Consider the following 20,840-nt stretch of genomic DNA (forward strand, 5'->3'; position numbering starts at 1 on the left):
AAAAGAAGCAATTGTACATTGTCTGGTTAATTCACATCAGCATTGGGTGGTCGCCAGTGATAGTCCGAGGATAGGAGAAAGCGTGTTTTTGCTTCATAATAAGCCGCTTTAAGTCCTGGCCGAAGGCGTTGGTGGGGGTGAACTCAAACATGACAAGTATGTCTGATTTGAGTTTGAAGTAGGGCACTAGTCGAGAATGCGAAACAATGTTGTATCTGGTTTACCCTGATAATAGAAATGAGTATCATTATCATGAGTGTCCTTAATTTACTGACTTATCCTAATTCCAGGAGATAAAACGATGATAAGCAATCGGTTCAAACGCCAGCCCCTGATCACACTACTGAGTGCTGCCTTACTGTTTACCACGCCGGTTACATTTGCAAATGGCCCTGTGGGTGAGCATGTTAATCACCTGTCTGACAATATCGACACCTACAGCGAAGAAGTAAACTGGCTCAGTACAAAAGTGGAAGCCATGATTAACCGCTATCAGGAAGGGGGTGTCGAAGCTGCCAAGCCTGAACAACTGGTTGAATACTGGGAAGAAGTCAAATTCCACTCGGCCATTGAAACCAATTACGTACCAGTTTATGCCTCAATCTGGCAGGGCTTGTTCGGTGTTAAAGGCGCGTTGGAAGAGCAGGCCCCGATGGAAGAAATCCTGAAACAACAACGCTTCCTGGAACAGTCACTGTGGCAGGCACTCGGTGCCGTGAAACTGGCCGCTCAGTATCAGGACAAAGGCCTGACTGAGAAGGTTGCTACCACGCAGGCAAACCCGACCAACTCACTGGAAGCGCTCGATGCCATCAAAAACCGTCTGGATCGCGTCGTGGCTAAATATGCTGAGAAATTGCCTAAAGAAGCCGTGGGCATCGTTCACGACACTTACCTGAATCTGTTTGAAGGTGTCGAAGGTGAGTTGATTTCACTGGATGCCGACTTGGTAGAAGATCTGGAAAAAGATTTCAACGTGATCCTGCCACAGGCTATTCAGAATGATGAAAGCCTTGATGATGTCCGTGATGTCGTTGACAGCATGAAAGGGAAAATCGACACAGCCCATGCGCTGCTGGAACAATCTGCTCAAGAGAGAAAGGACGTTTTCTAAATGCAACGCAGAACATTCATACAAACTCTGGCAGCGCTCGCCGCTGCCGGGGCTTTGCCACTCAATATCAGACAGGTGCTTGCCGATCCGGCCAGGGCCTTATCTGTCGATGAACTGCCCAAACTGGAGGGTGAACTAACGCTTTACCTGGGACGTGGCGAGGGTGGTCTGTATGAAAATGTGATTAAAGCCATTGAGGACCGTAACCCGGATCTGGACCTGAAGATCCGACGGGGACCGACCGCCTCACTGACCAATGCCATCCTGGCTGAAGCCAAAGCCGGGGTGCGTCGTGCAGACCTGTTCTGGGCGGTTGACTCTGGTGCGGTGGGCATGGTGACCGCCGACCAACTTGCACAACCATTACCCAGTGACCTGACCGGCCAGCTGCGAGAGGAATTCCAGTTTCCAGATTGGGTGCCGATCACGGGCCGAATCAGAACCATTCCCTTCAATTCGGAAAGACTGACTGTTGATAAAATCCCACAGGATATTATGGCGTTGCCTGATACCGACTTCAGTATCGGCTGGGCACCGGCTTATGCAGCATTTCAGTCTTTTGTCACCGGGATGCGGATTCTCGAGGGAGATGAGGTGACTGCCGACTGGCTGAAAGCCATGAAAAGGAAAGCCAAAACATTTGCCGGTGAACTGGGTGTGGTCATGGCGGTAGAGCGTGGTGAAGTCGATATCGGTCTTGCCAATCATTATTACTCGCTGCGCCTGAAAGCCGGTAAACCGGATGCCAATGTGGATCTGGCTTTCACCAATAATGATGCCGGCTGTCTGGTCAATGCTTCCGGTATTCTGGCGCTTAGGGAAGGGGAGCTGCCGGTTAATTTCATCCGTTATCTGCTGACCCGGGAAGTTCAGTCATATCTGGCCGAGGAGGCCTGTGAGATTCCGCTGGTCAATGGCGTTATGCCACCGGAAGGGCTGCCGAGACTTAATACCATCAATCCGCCGCAAATTGATCTGACTCGTCTGGCTGATCTGCGACCTACCATCGATCTGATGCGCAATGTCGGGGTGCTATGAAGCGATGGTCCCCGTCGTATCCACTGGCATTTATCATTGCGTTGATTGCAGTGATGCCGGTGGTGGTATTGATAGCACTGGCAGCAGACAGCCCGCAGTTTTTTGATGCCCGTAATCTGGAGATTCTCACCAATACGCTGGCTTTGATGCTGTTCACTGCCGGCGGGGCGGTACTCCTTGGCGTGCCGCTGGCACTGCTCACAGCCTATGTCAGGCTGCCTTGGGGTAAGTTCTGGCTGGTTGTGCTGGCTGCACCATTAGCTATCCCCAGTTATATCGGTGCTTTCACGCTCTATGCGGCTTTCGGTCCCGGTGGCGAAATCGAACAGTTAACCGGCCTGACTACCCCCAGTTTTGATGGCTTGTTAGGTTCCAGTGTGGTGATGGCGCTGTACACCTATCCTTTTGTGATGCTAACCGTGCGAGCCTCATTGCTGAGTCTTGATGCCAGTCTGGTTTACGCTGCCCGCACATTGGGAATGTCTTTGCTCAGCAGCTTGTGGTCAGTCGTGTTGCCCCGAATCACCAATGGCATTGCAGCCGGTGCACTCCTGGCTGCGATGTATGCGCTTTCTGATTTTGGTACCCCAGCTATTCTGCGCCTGGATACCTTTACCCGCATGATTTATGTCGAGTACAACAGCTTCGGTTTGAGTCAGGCGGCGATGCTGTCACTACAATTGCTGGTAATCGTCGGCCTGATTTTGTTTCTGGAGTCACGCGTGAAGGGAACCCATGAAAGACCGGGCAAATCGCTGACGTTATGGCCGGGCAGGCTTCGTATCTCAGCCATGCTGCTGGCCACCATGCCGGTGATTGCCTTATCCATCATCCTGCCGCTGGCTGTGTTTGCTATCTGGCTTTGGCGGGAGGGCGCCGGTAACTTTGAGCTGGTTTATGCCTGGAACTCAGCCTATGCTGCGTTTTTTGCGGCGATCGCAACGGTCATCTTTGCCTTGCCTGTAGCCCAGGCGGCTATCAGCGGTAAGTTTGGTCGACTGATGGAGCGGGTGAGTTATCTCGGTTTTGGGGTACCCGGTATCGTGATGGGCACAGCCCTGGTCTATGTTGGTCTGCAGCTCTCATTGCTTTACCAGACGCTGGCTCTGCTGGTGCTGGCTTATGTGATGCGCTTTTTACCCCTCGCGGTGGGGTCGATTCGCTCTACCTCTGAGCGTCTTGATCCCAGTCTGGTGAAGGCAGCCAGATTGCTCGGGGCCTGTCGCAAAGAGGCCTTCCGTCGCATAACACTGCCGCTCAGTATTCGTGGCATCGTTGCCGGTGCCGCTTTGGTATTCCTTGAGGTCATGCGAGAATTACCGGCAACGTTGATCCTGAGCCCGCTGGATTTTGAGACGTTGGCCACTTACCTTTGGCGTGTCTATGAAGCCGGCTATTTTGGGCAGGCAGCGATCCCCGGGCTGTTATTAGTCGTGATCTCCGCTCTGGCTCTGGCCGTCATGTTTTATGGCGAGCGCTGGAACCAGACCGATGTCATCGAAGAGGAACCCTCTCTCTCATGATTGAAGTGCAGAATGTCTCTGTCCATTACGGTCAGAAAAAAGTTGTCGACAACCTCAGTTTCACGCTGGGTGATGCCGAGTTGTTGACACTGGTCGGCCCCACCGGGTGTGGCAAAACCACCATTCTCCAGGCACTGGCGGGACTGATTCCGATTTCGGAAGGCACGATCAGGCTGGGCTCGCAAACAGTGACGGCCAACAAAACGATTGCGCCTGAGAAACGGCAGGTCGGCATGGTGTTTCAGGACTTTGCCTTATTTCCGCATCTGACAGTGATTGAAAATGTCGGCTTCAAACTCAAAGACAAAAGCAAAGCGGAACAGTGGATTGAACTGCTGGGGTTGAGCCCCTGGCGGGATACCAGACCGGCGAATCTATCCGGTGGCCAGAAACAGCGTGTCGCTCTTGCAAGGACACTGGCGCATGAGCCGGCTTTTGTTTTGCTGGATGAACCCTTATCCAATCTGGACGCGGCACTGAAAGACGATTTACGTTGGGAAATTCGTCACGCACTGAAAGATGCCGGTGTACCGGCTATCTGGGTCACCCATGATCAGGAAGAAGCCCTGTCTGTTGGCGATCGGATTGGTGTACTCAAAGACGGCAAGCTGGAACAGATTGGCACACCGGAGCGCTGTTTCAGCGAACCACAAAATCGCTTTGTTGCCCGATTCCTGGGCGATGCCAGTTTTCTGCCCGGTACGCTGGATGCGGCAAGTAATATCGTTGCCACCGCATTGGGTAATGCACCGGCAGCACCGGTGAATGGTGCGCAGGGTGATGTCGACTTATTGCTCAGACCGGACGATCTCTCGTTAACATTGGATGACACCGGTAATGGCGAGATCATCTGGAGCCGTTATGAAGGGAGTGCCCGCTTGTACGGTATCAAAACTGATACTGGCGCTATGGTCAAAATTCGTTGCAGTCATGAGAACATCGCAGAGCCGGGCCAGCGTGTGATGATGCACATCATTACCACGCATCCTCTGGCTGTTTTTGCCCGTGGGGAGCAGGCCTCGTAGCTGGTGAGTTTGATAGCGGTTGCGTTTATATCAAGCGCAGTTGCGTCAACACAAACCCTGCAGATGCCTCCATTCGTCGGCATGACAAGGCTGGTGTCATGTTGAGCGGAGCCGAAACATCTCAACGCTTTTCAGATATGCCTCCACTCGTCGGCATGACAAGAATGGTGTCATGACGAGCGAAGTCGAGACATCTACAAGCCCAGAAAAGTGACTCAGCCCTGAACGTTTTACCAAACCAGGCAAACAAAGCCTGGCTGAATCGGTATAATAAATCGCCATTGAGCGGCGCATAGCTTAACTTCACTGCGCCCATTACAATCCACATCACAAACCTGTTAACTGCAATGCTGCAGAGTCTCAGTGTCTCTGCGGTCTGGATAAGGTGTTACATAGGAATTAGCATGTCGAAAATTATCTACACTAAAGTTGATGAATCACCCGCTGCAGCGACATTTTCGTTGCTGCCTATCATCCGCGCTTACACCAAACCGGCGGATATTGATTTTGAGATCAGTGATATTTCACTGGCGGGTCGCATTATTGCCAACTTCCCGGATAATCTGACTGAAGCGCAGCGCATTCCTGACCATTTGGCAGAACTGGGCAAACTCACCCAGGACCCCAACACCAATATCATCAAATTGCCGAATATCTCGGCGTCTATTCCACAGCTGAAAGCCGCGATCAAAGAACTCAAGGCCAAGGGTTATGATCTGCCGGAATATCCGGACAGCCCGAAAAACGACGAAGAACAGAAAATTAAAGATCGCTACGCCAAAGTGCTTGGTTCTGCTGTGAATCCAGTCCTGCGTGAAGGTAATTCTGACCGCCGGGCCCCGGCAGCAGTGAAAAACTATGCCCGCAGCAACCCGCATTTTATGGGGGAGTGGAAAGCTGATTCCGCGACAGATGTAGCCCATATGGAAGCAGATGATTTCTATGGCAGCGAACAGTCTGTGACATCGAGCAAGGTCAATGAATATAAAGTGACCTTTGTGGACAAAGCCGGCAATGAAACCGTGCTCAAGCAATCCATTCCTGTACTGGCCGGTGAAGTAATCGATGCTACCCGAATGCGAGCCAGCAGTCTGCAGGCCTTTTATGCCGATGCTATCGCCAAAGCCAAGCAGGACAATGTACTGCTGTCTTTACATCTGAAAGCCACCATGATGAAGGTCTCGGATCCGATTCTGTTTGGCTTTGCCGTGAAAACCTATTTCAAGGAGCTGATTGCAAAACACGGCGCGTTGTTTGATGAGTTAGGCGTTAATTTCAATAATGGTCTTGGTGATCTTTACAGTCGTCTGGACAATGTCGATGCTGACACCCGCGCCCGGATTGAAGCCGATATCGAAGAGATTTACGCTGAGCAACCCAGTCTGGCCATGGTTGATTCCAATAAAGGTATTACCAACTTCCATGTGCCGTCTGATGTGATTGTGGATGCCTCCATGCCGGCGATGATTCGTGCCGGCGGTAAGATGTGGGATAAAAACGGTGAGCAGAAAGACACGCTGGCAATGATTCCTGATCGCTGTTATGCCGGTGTTTATAAAACGGTCATTGATGACTGCAAAGCCAAAGGCGCATTGGATCCGGTCACCATGGGCACTGTGCCCAATGTTGGCCTCATGGCCCAAAAAGCCGAAGAATACGGCTCCCATGACAAAACCTTCCAGGCACAAGCCGAAGGCGTGATAAAAGTGACAGATCGGGATGGTGACACCATCTTCGAATTTGATGTGGCGGCGGGTGATATTTTCCGTATGTGTCAAACCAAAGACGAGCCGATTCAGGACTGGATCAAACTTGCCGTGAATCGCTCACGACTGTCTGACACCCCGGCGATTTTCTGGCTGGATCAGAACCGTGCTCACGATGCTCAATTGATTAGCAAAGTCCATCAGTACCTGCCCGATCTTGACACCGATGGGCTCGATATCCGGATTCTGGATCCGGTGGTCGCAACGCAAATTACCCTGGACAGGATGCGTAAGGGCGAAGATACCATCTCGGTAACCGGTAATGTACTACGTGACTACAACACAGATTTGTTCCCGATTCTGGAGTTCGGTACCTCAGCCAAGATGCTGTCTGTCGTACCACTGATGAAAGGCGGCGGCCTGTTTGAAACCGGCGCCGGAGGCACTGCACCGAAACTGCTGAGCCAACTCCTGGAAGAAAATCACCTGAGCTGGGATTCTCTGGGTGAACTGATGGCCCTGGCTGCATCGCTCGAACACCTGGCCAACACGCAGAACAATGCCAAAGCTAAAGTGCTGGCCGATACGCTGGATGCAGCCACTGGCAAACTGCTTCAGGAAAACAAATCACCCAAAGAGAAAACCGGTGATCTGGATAATCGTGGCAGCCATTTTTATCTGGCAATGTACTGGGCACAGGCGCTGGCAGAGCAGGAGGATAACGCCGAGCTGAAAACAGTTTTCGAGCCTATCGCCAAGGCATTGTCTGATCAGGAACCGCAGATCGTTAATGAGTTGAATAAGGTGCAGGGAAAAAGTGTCGATATGGACGGCTACTACCTGCCTGATGATGCCGAGATGCTCAATATCATGCGTCCCAGCGAGACCTTTAACCAGATCCTGGCTAAACTGATTTAACAGCAACAGCCAATGGCAGATGAAAAGCCCTCAGTAGAGGGCTTTTTTTTTATGCTTATGCTGTTTGACTGGCGTCATCATTCAAGCTTGTCATATTAGCGTCATTGACTGCGGTCATAATGAGATATTTACGCCTTATTTTAGGAAAGCTGGGTTTTCATAATTGAGGCATCTGCTCAGCGATTCGGGCATTGCCAGGCGCAAAATTAAATTGATCTGGCAGCCCCTGGGCACACGATTTGGGTAGATAATGTCAATGGCAGGTGCTTAATCAATAAGGCCGACATCCACTAGGCATAATTTCAGACACTGTAATCAGCAGGCACGAAGCGTATGAAAACACAATCACCAGATGATTTGACTATTGAATTTACGCCACTGGAGAAAATTGAAGTGCTCTATAACGAGTTAGTCAATTGGTATGGTGAAGCAGATAAAAAAGAGTTACGCGTGGCCGCCAAGCTATTGATTGTGGCCCTGGAAAAATTCTCTATTCACGCAGGAGCGGGCTGGCAGCAAATGGTTCAGGAATACGTCGATATCCTCAAACAGGACCCCGATAAGTTTGAGCGGATACTGGAATCAAATCGTGGCGAGCTCAAGCAGAAAAAATCTACTGATGCTTACCACTAGTCACAGAGCAAGCACAAAGTCCCTGTTCTGTTCACTTTCCAACAGGCCGGCAAACTTTCTGGTTTGCTTTGGCAGGTAAAGCCAGTCATCGACAATATTATTTTTACTGCGTTTTTTTGTCATCTCAGCCGGTTCGAAGAAGAATTTGGCGTTTTCTGCAGTAAGAACAAAAGGGGCATGACCTTGTTGCATCATCACGTAGCTCATGATCAGCGAGCCGGTTCTGTGATTGCCTTCGAGAAATAACTGTGGCTGACTGAGCATAAAGGTAAAAATGCCGGCAGCTTGCTTCCAGACACTGTCGTGGTCGTGAATATTCAGCCACTCCATTAATTGTCCGATACCTGCTGTCTGGTTTTCGTAGAAGTAACTTTCGGTTGCTTCAAACTGAGAGGCATCTTCAGTCGCTGACACCGGTGCATGTTCAAACAGCACGGTATGATTGAGCTCAAGTAAGTAATGCGAATTCCCGTACTCAAACAGCTCAATGCCCTGAGCGATAAACTGATCGATCAAGGCATACCCCGACAGGAGATTGGCGATGACCTCATCCGAGGGGGGCGTCTTTTTAACAGTCAGCGTAGCATTGATTTGATGGAACCGCTGTTGTGTCCGGTTCAGAGAAGATCGGATCTCAGCCAAGTTTAACCGTGATGGTGTCATGATCAAGCCTTACCCCGACACCGTGATAAAACAAGTAACTGCAGCCCGAGTCTGATTAACATCCGTTTTAATCATACTCATCATCAATTAGCTGAACTCACCCCGGACATAAGCCTGAGTCAATTTCTGCTTGGGATCTTCAAAAATCTGTTGCGTGTCACCCATCTCTACCAGATGACCGGTGCGACCGCCTTTAGAGATATCCACGCCCATAAATGCCGTCACATCTGCAACACGGGTCGCCTGCTGCATGTTATGCGTGACCAGCGCGACACTATAGTGCTGTTTCAGCTCGATCATCAGTTCTTCAATCTGACGTGTGGCAATGGGGTCCAGGGCAGAACAGGGCTCATCCATCAAGAGGACATCAGGCTCAGTGGCGATAGCTCTGGCAATACACAAACGCTGCTGCTGACCACCTGACAAAGACAGTCCGCTGTTATTGAGCTTGTCTTTCACATCGTTCCAGATAGCAGCACGCTCTAATGCTCTGACAACCATTTCTTCTTCGTCACCTTTAAAGCGGTTCAGACGCAAGCCGAAAGCGACATTGTCATAAATGCTCATCGAGAACGGGTTCGGTAACTGGAATACCATGCCGATGTATCTTCTGACGACAACGGCATCGACCTTTTTACTGTAGATATTCTGGTTATGGTAATGAATCTGACCGTCGAACCTGAACGAATCAATCAGATCATTCATTCTGTTCATACTTCTCAGCACCGTACTTTTACCGCAACCGGAGGGGCCGATAAAACCGGTGACTTTGTTTTTTTCAACCGGGATGTTGGTGTCACGCACGGCACGAAAGTCGCCGTAGTAAATGTTGTTTACCTGACAGTCCAGCACGACCGGGCCTTGTGGCACGTACTTTTCAGCGATAAAAGTGTCCAGTTCGGATTGATTGTTCATGTTAAACCTCGACTAATCTTTAAATTTGCTTTTGCCGACAACGCGTGCCAGGACATTGAATATCAGTACAATCATCACCAGTACCAAGGACGCGGCCCAGGCCAGCTCGATCTGATTGTCAAACGGCATACCGGAGAAGTTGTAAATCAAAATTGACAGGGATGCGGTTGGCTCAGCCAGTTCCGCCATGTAGTAGTTACTGAACAGCGCCGTGAACAGTAATGGAGCAGATTCACCGGCGGCCCCGGCTACAGCCAGAATCACGCCCGTCAGAATACCCGGCAGGCCTGTAGGTAAAACGACTTTCAGGATGACCTGTGTATTGGTACAGCCCATACCGAATGCCGCATCTTTCATCTTTTGCGGTACCTGTTTCATGGCTTCTTCGGCAGCCAGGGTCACGGTAGGCAGCATCAATACCGCCAATGCCACGCCACCGGCCCAGGCCGAGTAGGTACCGGTAGTCACCACCAGTACGGCATAAATGAAGACACCAGCCAGAATAGAAGGGAAGCCGGTCAGTACTTTCGCCAGAAAGCGGGAAGTCGTGGCCAGCTTGCTGCTGGGGTCGAGTATGGCCAGGTAGATGGCGGCCATGGTGCCGAGAGGAATACTGATAGCGGCAGCAATACCCACCATCACCAGGGTGCCGACAATCGCGTTACCGAAACCGCCGCCCATTTCAAACCCGGCCGGTGGCAGGGCGGTGATTGCTTCCATATCAAGACGTGCACCGCCTTCCACAATCAGCATGTAGATGACAGAGAACAGGGGGATACTGGCAATGACAGCGAGTACCCATACCAAACCTGTCAACAATGTATTTTTCAGCGCCCGCCACTCAAGTGCATTCCTCTCCAGCGAGGGGAGATCGAATTGGGGTGGCATGACCTGTTCGTCGAGTTGATTCACTTTTTGCCCTCAAATTTACGCATGGTGTATTGCTGTACTGCGAGCCCAGCGACATTAACGATAAACGTAATAACCAGTAGCACCAGGGCGGCGTACATCAGTGCCTGAATTTCCAACTGGCCTGCTTCAGGGAAAGTGGAGGCCAGTAATGAGGCCAGGGTATTGGCAGGCGCAAACAGGGAAACACTGATGTTATTGACGTTACCAATCAGCATCGCCAGTGCCATGGTTTCACCCAGAGCGCGGCCGAAACCCAGTACCATACCGGCTAAAATGCCCGAAGAGGCGGTGGGCAGCATGACTTTCAGTATGACTTCCCATTTCGTCGCCCCCATGCCGTAAGCCGCCTCTTTCACTTTGTAGGGAATCCGACGGAAGGCATCAGCAGAGATAGCCGCGACGGTGGGTAATATCATGATTGATAACACCAGGGCAGCCGGTGCCAGGCCAGGGCCGCTCAGTTCAGTGCCAAACAGGGGGAACCAGCCCAGTTTTTCATGTAACCATTCCGCACCGGGTCTGAGTAAGGGGATGAGTACATAAATGCCCCATAAACCGTAGACAACAGAAGGAATGGCGGCCAGCAATTCAATGATGGTTCTGAATGTCACTTCAATCTTGGCATGGACAAACCCCTGAGTCAGGAAAATGGCAATGCCTACACCCAGCCCACCGCCAATCAGTAAGGCCAGTAGTGAGCTGTAGATTGTTCCCCAAATTTCCGGTAGTACCCCGAAAACTTGCTCGTTGGTGTCCCATGTGGTGCCTGTAACAAAGCCGAGGCCGTGTGCTTTTATCGCGGGCATGGCTTGAGAGCCCAGCTCGAATACGATGTAGCCCACAAGAAGCAGAATGGAAAGCGCACAGAAGTAAGCAAAGGCTCTGAAAATGGCATCTTTCAGGTAGTCAGAAGCAGAGGGTGGTGCAGAGAGTGTCCGCGTGCTGCTGGCTGGTTTAAAGGGATCGTAGACCATGAGAAGACCTGTTCAGGATACGGAGATTGATAGCAAAATGCTGCAAGCACCAGTCAGGCGCTTGCAGCATTGAACCAAAGCAGTTAGCTCTCAATGATTTATTTGATCATTGCTGAAGCGTTACGAACGCGCTCTACTACATTTTCGGGCAGTGGGATGTAACCCATTGCTTCAGCCGATTCCTGACCGGTGGTCACCATGTATTCGATCAGGTCACGCAGCGCTTTGGCTTTTTCATCATCCTGGTCTTTATAAACCAGCAGCCAGGTGAATGAAGCGATGGGGTAGGCATCTTCACCAGATGGGTCAGTGGCCCAGGCACGCAGGTCAGGAACGTCGCTGCCCGGCAGATTTCCTTCCGGGAAGGTGGTTGTAGCCAGCGCGGCTGCACCGGTTTCGCTACCAGCAGGAATGAAGTTGCCAGCCTGGTTTTCCAGCATCGCAGTGGGTGAGCCGGTCAGTTTGGCAAAGCCGTACTCAATGTAACCAATGGCGCCGGGGGTTTGTTTGATAGTGGCTGTCACACCATCGTTTTTAGGTGCTTTGACCAGCTTGATATCATCGGGCCAGTTGGGAGATTTAGCAGCACCGACGGTGTCTTTAAATTCAGGATTAATCGCAGCGAGGTGGTTAGTAAATACATAGCTGGTGCCGCTGGAATCAGAACGAACAACCACAGTGATTTTCTCGTCTGGCAGCTCAACACCAGGGTTGGCAGCCTGAATTTTCGGGTCGTTCCAGTGGCTGATTTTACCCATGAAGATAGCAGGGTAAACATCGCGAGGCAGTTTCAGTTGCTCAACGCCATCCAGGTTATAAGAAAGCACCACTTCACCAGCCGTCATCGGCAGCAGGATAGTGCCTTTTTTAACCTGCTCAATTTCGCTGTCTTTCATTGCCGCATCACTGGCAGCAAAGTCGACAGTTTCATTGATAAAGTCGCGAATACCCGCGCCACTACCTTTTGATTGATAATCAACACGAACGCCATCGGTTTGTTTGCTGTAGTCTTTAAACCATTTGTTATAAAGCGGTGCGGGGAAACTGGCGCCAGATCCATTCAGCTTCAATTCTGCGTGAGCTGTGGCTGATGACAGGCCGACAGCAACAGCACCTACCAACAGGACCGACTTTAAGTTGCGTGCTAATAACTTCATAAAAACTCCCGATTTAGAAAAACCTAATGCAATACGTCATGTGTATTTGCTGCACGTTAAAGAAGTTTGATTAAAGTTTTATGACAGTGATGAAATAAATGCATGCAGCACATGCAATCAGCATGATGTGTCTGCCGGCACTGCAGCAATCAGGCGGAGAGTAAATCGGTAAAAAAACGTTCATAGTCCCGGGATTATCGCCACGGGATCGAGGTTATATTAATGTCCTCTGCGAGGCTCATTCAGCGTATTCAACTCGTTTCCGGGTGATCGGGCTTTTCAGCGACGATCAATGACACTGAATCGCACATCTAACCGGCCTCCACCTGCCGAAGGTGGCCAGATCCGATGCCGCTGACCAGAAGGGAAAGCGATGCTGAGTTTGAAGATGATATCGGTCAAGCCTGCTACCTACGGAAAAGACGACTCACTCCTGGCGTAAACCCAGAAATTTAAATTTCAGGATTTTTTCCTATGTTTAATGAGGGTTTGCAAGTAGTAATTTAACGGAAACAAGTTGTGTGAATTTCATCACATCTTGGAGTCAATCAATTATTTTGCTGAGCTAGCCAGGCTCTGGGGGAGTGTGTGATGAATACACCATCTATTCATCAGCAGGTAGATAATGACACGACAGCGTCAGTCAAAAATGAGACCGTCGGCGATCTCTATCGCTCACATAATCTCTGGCTCCTGAGCTGGCTGCGAAGAAAACTGGGTTGCAGTGATGACGCCGCGGATCTGATGCACGATACCTTTTCCCGTGTATTGCAGAAAGATGATTTGTCCGACATTAGAGAACCCCGCGCCTTTCTGACTACTATTGCCCATGGCATCATGGTCAACCATCTGCGTCGGCGGGATATTGAACAAGCTTATCTCATGGCACTATCCCAGTTGCCGGAAGCTGAGTCACCATCGACAGAGACGCTCTGTATGATGGTAGAAGCATTGACTAAGATCGACGAGATGCTTGATGGTCTGCCGGATCATATTCGCAGTGCGTTCCTCTGGTTCCAGCTTGAAGGGATCAGTCACGCCGAAATTGCCTCTCGTCTGTCGGTTTCGGTCAGCTCGGTCAGACAATACATTGCCAAAGCTTTATTGCACTGTATCGAATTCGCCTAGCACGCCAGCCAACCCCCGCATATTGGCAAAATGACAATGAACCCGAAGACCACCAACCCACTCACCTCAGCCACTAACTGGTACGTGCTGCTGACTTCTGGCGAGGCCACCGACGGAGATCGCCGGGACTGGGAAGACTGGCTCAAAGCCTCTGCTGAAAATGAGCGAGCCTGGCAAAAAGTGGAATCGGTGACAGGACGCTTTGCCGGGCTCGACAGCAGAGCCAGTCTTTCTGTGCTGGATCGTCCACTGCATGAGAGGCACGCCATTTTCGCTGAGCAACGACGTCGTGCTATCAAACACCTGAGCCTTTTGTTTATGGTCGGCACCAGTGGCTGGCTCGCCTATCAGCACAAACCCTGGCATGGACTGATGGCTGATTTCGCTACAGCCAAAGGTGAAATAAAGCATGTCACCTTACAGGATGGCAGCAAACTGGTGCTGAATACCAATACAACAGTGGCGGTGCAGTTTGATAAGCAATACCGTCATATTCAACTGCTTCAGGGTGAAATATACATCGAAACTGCCAAGCAGCCCGTCGAGCAACATCGCCCCTTTATCGTCACAACCGAACATGGCTCTGCCACCGCACTCGGCACCCAGTTCAGTGTGCGTATTCATGACAAGCAGAGTCAGGTGGGTGTGTTCAAAGATGCGGTCGAAGTTAAGGCCAGTGACGTGAGTTCACACTCTGTGAGGCTTAACGCGGGTGAGAAAGTCTCATTCACACGTAATAAACTCCCTGAAAAAGAGGCTTTCGACCTCTCAGCCAAAGCCTGGACACAGGGCTTTATTATTGCTGACAAAATGCCGTTGAAAACCTTTGTCGATGAACTTTCCAGATACCATACCGGCGTTTTACGTTGTGACCCGGCTATTGCTGATCTGACTATCTCAGGTGCCTTCCCTTTGACTGACACGGATGCCACCTTGAACAGCATCAGCCAGATTCTGCCGATTCAGGTCGAGAGCCATACCCGTTACTGGACCATGATAAAGCCAGCTCAGAAAGAGTCTGGCTAGATGAAACGTTGAATTTCAAAAATTAATAATTTTTTCAAAATCGACTGACACTTTTCCAATCTCGATTGGCATAACCAGTATAAAAGCCAAAAAATATAGCGGGAGAGAAAAGTGAAACCAGTTAATCCGGGTGCGATCAGCCCCAAGAAAATCCTCCACCTTAGTATCACCCTGGCCATTCTCGGGGCAACGCCACTCGTTGATATACAGCAAACCGCCTTTGCTGCTGATGCGCCTGAATCTACTTCCACAGAAACAACTTACGATATACCTGCAGGTCCATTGAGCACGGCGATTTCCAGTTATGCTGCCCAGAACGGTGTGCGCTTAACCTTCGACCCGGCCTTAGCTGACGGCAAAAGCACCGATGGGCTGCAAGGGCAATACAAGGTTACTGAAGGTTTCGAAAAACTACTGCAAGGCAGTGGCTTGCAAGTGGTGGATGATCAGGCTGGCGGTTATTTCCTGGTGCCGGGGCAGGAAGGATTACCTGGATTGGGGGAGGACCGTCTGATTCTGGATACCGTTAAAGTGCGTGCGAAGCGCTTTTATGAAGTGGGTCCCTTACCCGGACTGGGTCTGACCAAGGAGGAAATTCCGGGTAACGTACAAAGTATTTCTGCAAAGGAGATCAGGGAGTCTCACTCGATCAGTATGACAGACCTTTTTAATTCAAAACTTCAGGGCGTTACAGTCAACGACTACCAAAGCAATCCTTTCCAGATGGATTTGCAATATCGTGGTTTTACGGCAGGACCTCAAATTGGTACTCCGCAAGGTTTAAGTGTTTTCTTGGATGGTATAAGAGTGAATGAGCCTTTTGGTGATGTCGTTAACTGGGACATGATGCCAATGAATGCTATTGCTAGTGTTGATGTGTTTCCCGGTTCTAACCCTATCTTTGGTTTGAATACGTTGGGGGGGTCCTTTGCCTTAAAAACAAAAGATGGGTTTAACCACACTGGCACTGATGTTCAGGTTCTTGGTGGTTCATTTGGGCGCAAACAGGTTCAGGCAGAAAAAGGCTGGAATAACGGGACTGTAGGTTTGTTTGGTGCTGGTAGCTTTTTTGATGAGGAGGGCTGGCGTGACAATTCACCCAGTAAGGTGAATCAGTTTTTTGGTAAAGCGAGTTACCGAGGTGAGAAATTAGATCTTCACCTTAGTACTTTGATTGTCGATACAAGCCTGGTTGGGAATGGTCTGATTCCAACCGAAGAGTATGCTGCTGATAGAGAACGTGTTTTTACATCACCAGACGTTACTAAGAACAGGTTGCAACAGTTTCAATTATCTGGCGCCTATCAAGTGAATGACACTTTTAGTATCACGGGACAGGTTTATCGTAGGAAGAGTAAACGTGAGTCACAGGGAGCGGACGTTTATACCGATTTCGAAGATCAATATGTAAAACGTAATTTAGATGAAGGAGAAGAGTTTACTTGCATATTTGATTCTAATAACAAATATGGCCTTCCAGATTATGCTGTATTCGATTTGCCAAATGGCGATTTCTTTTCGATTCTTGACCCATCATCTCCATATTATGAATTCACGCAAAAGACCGACTTCGAGGAAGCTTTTGCAACTCTCGACTCATCGATGATCAATCCTGATCTTCCTGACTATTATGTCGAGATGGCGCTAGATAATTTCCACAAGAAAAAAAACCATGAGAATAGTTTGTTTCTTAATTCTGTTGATGAGCAAGGATACCAAACGCTTCCTCCTGGAGAGCGAACTTCCTATTCAAACTCGGAATTTTCTTATGAGTTTGAACCTCTTTACATCCTTTCACAATATAAAAACGTAGACCCTTTATTCTCTGCATATTTCGGGCAAACATACTTCTATTATTACACACCTGACGGAGTCAAACACGCGCTTGTTTTTAAAAATCCCAGGAACGCAGATACATGTATTGGGGATACTCTTGTTACAGCAGAAGAGGATATTTATTTGGAAGATGAAAATAACCGGAGACAGTTTGTAGACGGTGGAGATAACGCCCTGACAGCACCGGGATTTGTCGATGGCACTCCGACAGCGATTCTTACAGATAACACAATTAACCAACTCACTGATGGGGCCTCGATTCAATTGAATTGGAACACAGACAAGCACAAATTTATGATCGGAGCGTCTGTTGACCGGCCCTATGCTGAATACATTACGACTCAGCAGTTAGGTCTGTTAACAGCTGATCGTGAGTTTTATTTTGCACCGGATGAAATCAGGGACCAGTATATTGCAGCCGACAGGCCTATCGCCAACAATAACTTTGATGGTGAACAACTTACTAAGAGTATCTATTTCAGTGAAACATGGAGCCCTGTAGATACGTGGCACTTTAATTTTTCAGCCCGATATAATGATACGCATGGTGAAAACCGTATCAAATCCAGAACATGGGGACGAGGTTATGTTTCGAGTATAGCGAGATATGAAGCCAACCCTAACGCCTACGACGCATGTGCACCGGGGGAGGATTGCCCTACTGGATACGTCGTTCCTGACGAACTCAATTTTCTTAACCGTGGGGAAACCGAAGAGTTTAGCTACTACTCTTTAAATCCTTCTCTGGGCGTGGCATGGCAAGCTAGGGATGAGCTCAATGTTTATGCAAATTTTGCTCAAGGGGTGCGTGTCCCATCTGTGATTGAACTTGGTTGTGCACTAGATAAAACACCTGTTTCGCCAAATAATATGTACAAAAGTCTTGCGGAGAAACGAAGTTGCTCATTACCTTCGACACTGTCAGGTGACCCTTATCTGCCACAAATTAAAGCCGAGACATTTGAAGTTGGCCTTCGGGGATACATTGATGATTTTATTGAATGGAATGTCACTGCATACAAGACAAACATCAAAGATGATATATATCTAGTCTCATTTTTTGGAGGACAGGATTTTTTTGACAGTATTGGGAAAACTCAACGACAAGGCTTGGAGCTAGGTATTTCAGGTCAAAAAAATAAATGGGGATTTAGCATCAACTACTCGTTAACTGAGGCGACATTTCAAGATAATTTCACTACTGGTGGGCATGATAACAGTAGTTCATATGAAGGATTTTCTGGAAACAATAACTACAGTCGAGTGATTGATGTGGAGCCCGGAGCTCGTATGCCGGGGGTGCCATTGCATAATCTCAACGCGACAGTAACTTATGACGTGACACCCAAGTGGCAGGTAGGCCTGACAGCAATAGCACACTCAGAGAGCTATGTTCGCGGGAATGAAAATAACAAACATCGTCCCGGCCAAGTTGTCTATGAGTCAGTTGAAGTTTCTGGAAGTATGGAGACAGCTCCAAGAAAAGCATCCAACAATCCCGGCACAGTTCCTGGATACATGATTTTTAACTTACAGAGCACATATCGTTTTACAGACAACTTCAGAGTCAATTTACTTGTAAATAACATATTCGATAAAGAATATTTTACAGCTGGAATGTTGGGTCGAAACCCTTTCTCTCCTGCAACCTATGGTGCTGTTGGACCTGACGGTTATAACCATAATTCACTGGAATGGAACAGTACAAACTTTGTCGCTCCCGGCGCCCCAAGAGGAGCTTGGTTAAGCATGCACTGGCAGTTCTAGTTCATGATAGGTCTCTCTCAGTGCTGGCTCTTGATGTAATGAGGGTCAGCATTTTTTCTTCAATCGTTATTTCTCAGCTCATGAAATGACTGCTGGCATCACATACCTGGATAAATGAATATGGATATTCACCGTAAATTCCGGTTGAGTTTGAAGTTAATCAAATACCTTTGTATTGCTGTTTTCATCCTCTTTTTGCTAGTAGTGCAACTTATGCAGCCGGATGCTTGATTGGGTGACCGTTGTCACTTTGTCTTTCTTAATTGGCATGGTTAGTAGAGACGCCACCTTTCCCAGAGTTTAGCCGTGTGTGTTCTCAATCTGCCAATCATCACTAAGGAAAATCACCAATGGATATCACTGCGCCGAATATCGTTGAATCCGTGCTTATCTTTCTTATCTTTTTATCCGTCCTGATTTGGGCAGTGGGCATGTCCAAATATGTCACGTTCCTGCGTTATGCAAGGGCAGATAGGGTTTTTCTCAGGCGCTTTTCCGAGTCTAACCACATAAGGGAGCTTGATGACGCGCAGATGAATCAAAAAGGTCGGCTAGCGCGTGTTTGCCATGCTGGGCTGACTGAGTTGGATTTAATTCAGACGCTGGAGGGCAAGGTCAGTAACGATGAAAAACGGGAGATTCTGAACCACGCATTGCAGCAGCAGGCGCATGTGGAGCAGGCCCGGATGGAAAACGGCTTGTCGATTCTTGCCAGCGTGGGTTCCACGGCACCGTTTATTGGTCTGTTCGGTACGGTGTGGGGGATTATGAATGCGCTGAAAGAAATCACGGCTTCCGGTTCGGCCAGTCTGGATGTGGTGGCCGGGCCGATTGGCGAGGCCTTGATTGCGACAGCGGTTGGTATTGCCACGGCGGTTCCGGCGGTGCTGGCTTATAACTATTTTCTGCGTAAGGTGCGTCTGTCATCAGCGACGATGAATAATTTCGCCTCCGCTTTTCAGTTATTAGCCCTTAAGTCCGGTGCGATTTCCAACAGACAAACCGGCAACTGATTTTTCATTATTCATAAGAGGCAAACGCCATGGCAATGAATAGCGGTGGTAGTGAAAACATGATGAGCGAAATCAACGTCACCCCGCTGGTGGATGTGATGCTGGTATTGCTCACTATATTTATTGTGACGGCGCCTTTGTTGATGAATGCGGTGCCGCTGAACTTACCCAAGGCCACAGCAGATATTGCGGTGACGCAGCCTGAGTCTGTCACTATCAGTGTCACCGAGGATGGCAGTACCTTTTTTGATAAAGAACCGGTGACGCCTGATTCGCTGGATGCCAGGCTACTGGTGGCAGCAACTAATCAGGATCAGATTGTTGAGATCTTTGCTGACGAAAAGGCCGAGTATGGCGCGGTGGCTGATGTGATGGCTGCGATCCAGCGTGCCGGTATCAGTAATTTCACCTTTGTGATGCAGCCTGAGACGGGGCAGTGAGTTTGAAAGCGGCCTTTGTTCAGATGGTCTTTTTATGACTGCCCTGGTTACAGATTTATCATCATCAAGTGCTATTGGGGCTGATCGACTATGGCCCGGCTTTCTGTTGGCACTGTTGATTCATCTGCTGGTGATAGTGGCCTTTATGCCTTCCATGCAATCGGCGCAACCGGCAGCGCCTACGAAAATCGTCGTGTCAGTGAATCAGCTACGGCCAGAACCGGAATCCGAGCCTAAGCCCATGCCTGAACCTGAGCCACCCCCGCCGGTGCCGGAAGTCATGCAGCCAAAACCGATTGATAGCAAACCATTGCTGACAGCTAAAAATGAGCTGCAGAAACCGGATCAGATCCTGGTGCCGGAGCAGGTGGAACAGGTCGAACCCAAAGTCGAGCCGGAATCGCCAGCGCTGCCTGAAGTCGAGAAACCGAAACAACCCGAGCCGGAAAAAAAGCCTGAACCGAAGCCAAAACCAGAGCCGAAGCCAGAACCGAAACCACAGCCCAAGCCAGATCCAAAACCGAAACCCAAGCCGGAACCCGTGAAAGAAAAGGTTGAGCCCGAGCCGGTAGAAGCGCCGCCTGCCACCGAGCTTGTCGAGGCTGACACCGCGCCGGATCAGACTGTGACAGAGAATAGCGCCGAGACAACAGCCGAGGTCACTAATCCCAATGCGACCAGTGCCAGCACTAACGGCAAAGACACAGACTCAAGGAACCAGGGTAATGTCAGTACCGGCGAGGTTGATCGTAATGCGGCCTGGAAAGGCTATGGGCAACTGCTGTATGCGATGGTGTCCAAGAATAAGGAATACCCGCAGCTGGCGATACGCCGGAATCTGGAAGGCATCGTGCTGGTCAACGTGCAGTTCGTGAAAGGTGAGTTGGTAGAGATTAAAATCGTCAATCCGGGCAGTGGCCATGCAGTGCTGGACAGGGCGGCGAGGAAGATGCTGGAAAAAGCAGTCAGAGCCATCCCCGTGCGAGGCGATCTGGCTGGAAAGACTTTCTCTGTTGTTGTGCCAGTCGATTTTAAACTGACCAGTTGAGTCG

Annotated in this window: 17 protein-coding genes; 12 read left to right on the forward strand and 5 right to left on the reverse strand. The window is 49.5% G+C overall.

The features are described 5' to 3' along the window. Positions 1 to 301 precede the first annotated feature (301 nt). The 6 genes from OMQ46_RS03980 (at position 302) to OMQ46_RS04005 (ending at position 7,957) form a co-directional block, all read left to right on the forward strand. Complete coding sequence (locus OMQ46_RS03980; protein WP_266235645.1) at positions 302 to 1,114, forward strand: hypothetical protein; 813 nt, start codon at positions 302 to 304, stop codon at positions 1,112 to 1,114. Then, complete coding sequence (locus OMQ46_RS03985; RefSeq protein ID WP_266235643.1) at positions 1,115 to 2,152, forward strand: ABC transporter substrate-binding protein; 1,038 nt, start codon at positions 1,115 to 1,117, stop codon at positions 2,150 to 2,152. Then, a complete protein-coding gene (locus OMQ46_RS03990; RefSeq protein ID WP_266235642.1) occupies positions 2,149 to 3,675 on the forward strand; it encodes an ABC transporter permease in 1,527 nt (508 codons plus the stop codon). Before OMQ46_RS03985 ends, OMQ46_RS03990 begins: the two co-directional genes overlap by 4 nt. Next, positions 3,672 to 4,700 (forward strand): ABC transporter ATP-binding protein, encoded by a 1,029-nt coding sequence (locus OMQ46_RS03995; protein WP_266235641.1) that lies wholly within the window; start codon positions 3,672 to 3,674, stop codon positions 4,698 to 4,700. Before OMQ46_RS03990 ends, OMQ46_RS03995 begins: the two co-directional genes overlap by 4 nt. Before the next feature lie 404 nt (positions 4,701 to 5,104). Then, on the forward strand, positions 5,105 to 7,324 hold the full coding sequence (locus OMQ46_RS04000) for an NADP-dependent isocitrate dehydrogenase (RefSeq protein WP_266235639.1): 2,220 nt from the start codon (positions 5,105 to 5,107) through the stop codon (positions 7,322 to 7,324). Between the two features lie 333 nt (positions 7,325 to 7,657). Continuing rightward, positions 7,658 to 7,957 (forward strand): hypothetical protein, encoded by a 300-nt coding sequence (locus OMQ46_RS04005; RefSeq protein ID WP_266235637.1) that lies wholly within the window; start codon positions 7,658 to 7,660, stop codon positions 7,955 to 7,957. On the opposite strand, the gene OMQ46_RS04010 is transcribed toward OMQ46_RS04005, so the two are convergent. The 5 genes from OMQ46_RS04010 to pstS all read right to left on the reverse strand — a co-directional run bounded on the left by OMQ46_RS04010 (position 7,958) and on the right by pstS (position 12,578). After that, complete coding sequence (locus OMQ46_RS04010; protein ID WP_266235635.1) at positions 7,958 to 8,620, reverse strand: hypothetical protein; 663 nt, start codon at positions 8,618 to 8,620, stop codon at positions 7,958 to 7,960. It abuts the gene before it with no gap. An 87-nt stretch (positions 8,621 to 8,707) separates the two neighbouring features. Beyond that, positions 8,708 to 9,535 (reverse strand): phosphate ABC transporter ATP-binding protein PstB, encoded by an 828-nt coding sequence (gene pstB / locus OMQ46_RS04015; protein ID WP_266235862.1) that lies wholly within the window; start codon positions 9,533 to 9,535, stop codon positions 8,708 to 8,710. Positions 9,536 to 9,547: 12 nt separating this feature from the next. Next, on the reverse strand, positions 9,548 to 10,447 hold the full coding sequence (pstA, locus tag OMQ46_RS04020) for a phosphate ABC transporter permease PstA (protein WP_266235864.1): 900 nt from the start codon (positions 10,445 to 10,447) through the stop codon (positions 9,548 to 9,550). Then, a complete protein-coding gene (gene pstC / locus OMQ46_RS04025) occupies positions 10,444 to 11,421 on the reverse strand; it encodes a phosphate ABC transporter permease subunit PstC (protein ID WP_266235630.1) in 978 nt (325 codons plus the stop codon). Before pstC ends, pstA begins: the two co-directional genes overlap by 4 nt. Positions 11,422 to 11,519: 98 nt before the next feature. Continuing rightward, on the reverse strand, positions 11,520 to 12,578 hold the full coding sequence (gene pstS / locus OMQ46_RS04030; RefSeq protein WP_266235628.1) for a phosphate ABC transporter substrate-binding protein PstS: 1,059 nt from the start codon (positions 12,576 to 12,578) through the stop codon (positions 11,520 to 11,522). A 591-nt stretch (positions 12,579 to 13,169) separates the two neighbouring features. Between pstS and OMQ46_RS04035 the strand changes: the two genes are divergently transcribed. From OMQ46_RS04035 to OMQ46_RS04060, 6 genes are all read left to right on the forward strand, one after another. Further along, positions 13,170 to 13,706, forward strand: a complete 537-nt coding sequence (locus OMQ46_RS04035) for a sigma-70 family RNA polymerase sigma factor (RefSeq protein WP_266235626.1) — start codon at positions 13,170 to 13,172, stop codon at positions 13,704 to 13,706. 36 nt (positions 13,707 to 13,742) lie between these two features. Further along, positions 13,743 to 14,732 carry a FecR domain-containing protein gene (locus OMQ46_RS04040; RefSeq protein WP_266235865.1) on the forward strand — a complete coding sequence of 330 codons (990 nt, stop codon included), beginning with the start codon at positions 13,743 to 13,745 and terminating at the stop codon, positions 14,730 to 14,732. A gap of 111 nt (positions 14,733 to 14,843) precedes the next feature. Then, positions 14,844 to 18,335, forward strand: a complete 3,492-nt coding sequence (locus OMQ46_RS04045; RefSeq protein ID WP_266235622.1) for a TonB-dependent receptor domain-containing protein — start codon at positions 14,844 to 14,846, stop codon at positions 18,333 to 18,335. A 533-nt stretch (positions 18,336 to 18,868) separates the two neighbouring features. Continuing rightward, the gene (locus OMQ46_RS04050; protein ID WP_266235620.1) at positions 18,869 to 19,348 is read left to right on the forward strand and encodes a MotA/TolQ/ExbB proton channel family protein; all 480 of its coding nucleotides are present in this window, start codon (positions 18,869 to 18,871) and stop codon (positions 19,346 to 19,348) included. Positions 19,349 to 19,377: 29 nt separating this feature from the next. After that, entirely contained in the window at positions 19,378 to 19,788 is a 411-nt protein-coding gene (locus OMQ46_RS04055) for an ExbD/TolR family protein (protein ID WP_266235618.1), read from the forward strand. A 106-nt stretch (positions 19,789 to 19,894) separates the two neighbouring features. After that, on the forward strand, positions 19,895 to 20,836 hold the full coding sequence (locus OMQ46_RS04060) for a TonB family protein (protein ID WP_266235617.1): 942 nt from the start codon (positions 19,895 to 19,897) through the stop codon (positions 20,834 to 20,836). Positions 20,837 to 20,840 lie beyond the last annotated feature (4 nt).

Source organism: Methylophaga sp. OBS1, from assembly GCF_026319365.1.

What these genes read in the sequence shown, in the direction of transcription:
- OMQ46_RS03980 (WP_266235645.1), top strand. Translation starts at nt 302, where the DNA reads ATGATAAGCAATCGGTTCAAACGCCAGCCCCTGATCACACTACTGAGT.
- OMQ46_RS03985 (WP_266235643.1), top strand. Translation starts at nt 1,115, where the DNA reads ATGCAACGCAGAACATTCATACAAACTCTGGCAGCGCTCGCCGCTGCC.
- OMQ46_RS03990 (WP_266235642.1), top strand. Translation starts at nt 2,149, where the DNA reads ATGAAGCGATGGTCCCCGTCGTATCCACTGGCATTTATCATTGCGTTG.
- OMQ46_RS03995 (WP_266235641.1), top strand. Translation starts at nt 3,672, where the DNA reads ATGATTGAAGTGCAGAATGTCTCTGTCCATTACGGTCAGAAAAAAGTT.
- OMQ46_RS04000 (WP_266235639.1), top strand. Translation starts at nt 5,105, where the DNA reads ATGTCGAAAATTATCTACACTAAAGTTGATGAATCACCCGCTGCAGCG.
- OMQ46_RS04005 (WP_266235637.1), top strand. Translation starts at nt 7,658, where the DNA reads ATGAAAACACAATCACCAGATGATTTGACTATTGAATTTACGCCACTG.
- OMQ46_RS04010 (WP_266235635.1), bottom strand. Translation starts at nt 8,620, where the DNA reads ATGACACCATCACGGTTAAACTTGGCTGAGATCCGATCTTCTCTGAAC.
- pstB (WP_266235862.1), bottom strand. Translation starts at nt 9,535, where the DNA reads ATGAACAATCAATCCGAACTGGACACTTTTATCGCTGAAAAGTACGTG.
- pstC (WP_266235630.1), bottom strand. Translation starts at nt 11,421, where the DNA reads ATGGTCTACGATCCCTTTAAACCAGCCAGCAGCACGCGGACACTCTCT.
- pstS (WP_266235628.1), bottom strand. Translation starts at nt 12,578, where the DNA reads ATGAAGTTATTAGCACGCAACTTAAAGTCGGTCCTGTTGGTAGGTGCT.
- OMQ46_RS04035 (WP_266235626.1), top strand. Translation starts at nt 13,170, where the DNA reads ATGAATACACCATCTATTCATCAGCAGGTAGATAATGACACGACAGCG.
- OMQ46_RS04040 (WP_266235865.1), top strand. Translation starts at nt 13,743, where the DNA reads ATGAACCCGAAGACCACCAACCCACTCACCTCAGCCACTAACTGGTAC.
- OMQ46_RS04050 (WP_266235620.1), top strand. Translation starts at nt 18,869, where the DNA reads ATGAATCAAAAAGGTCGGCTAGCGCGTGTTTGCCATGCTGGGCTGACT.
- OMQ46_RS04055 (WP_266235618.1), top strand. Translation starts at nt 19,378, where the DNA reads ATGGCAATGAATAGCGGTGGTAGTGAAAACATGATGAGCGAAATCAAC.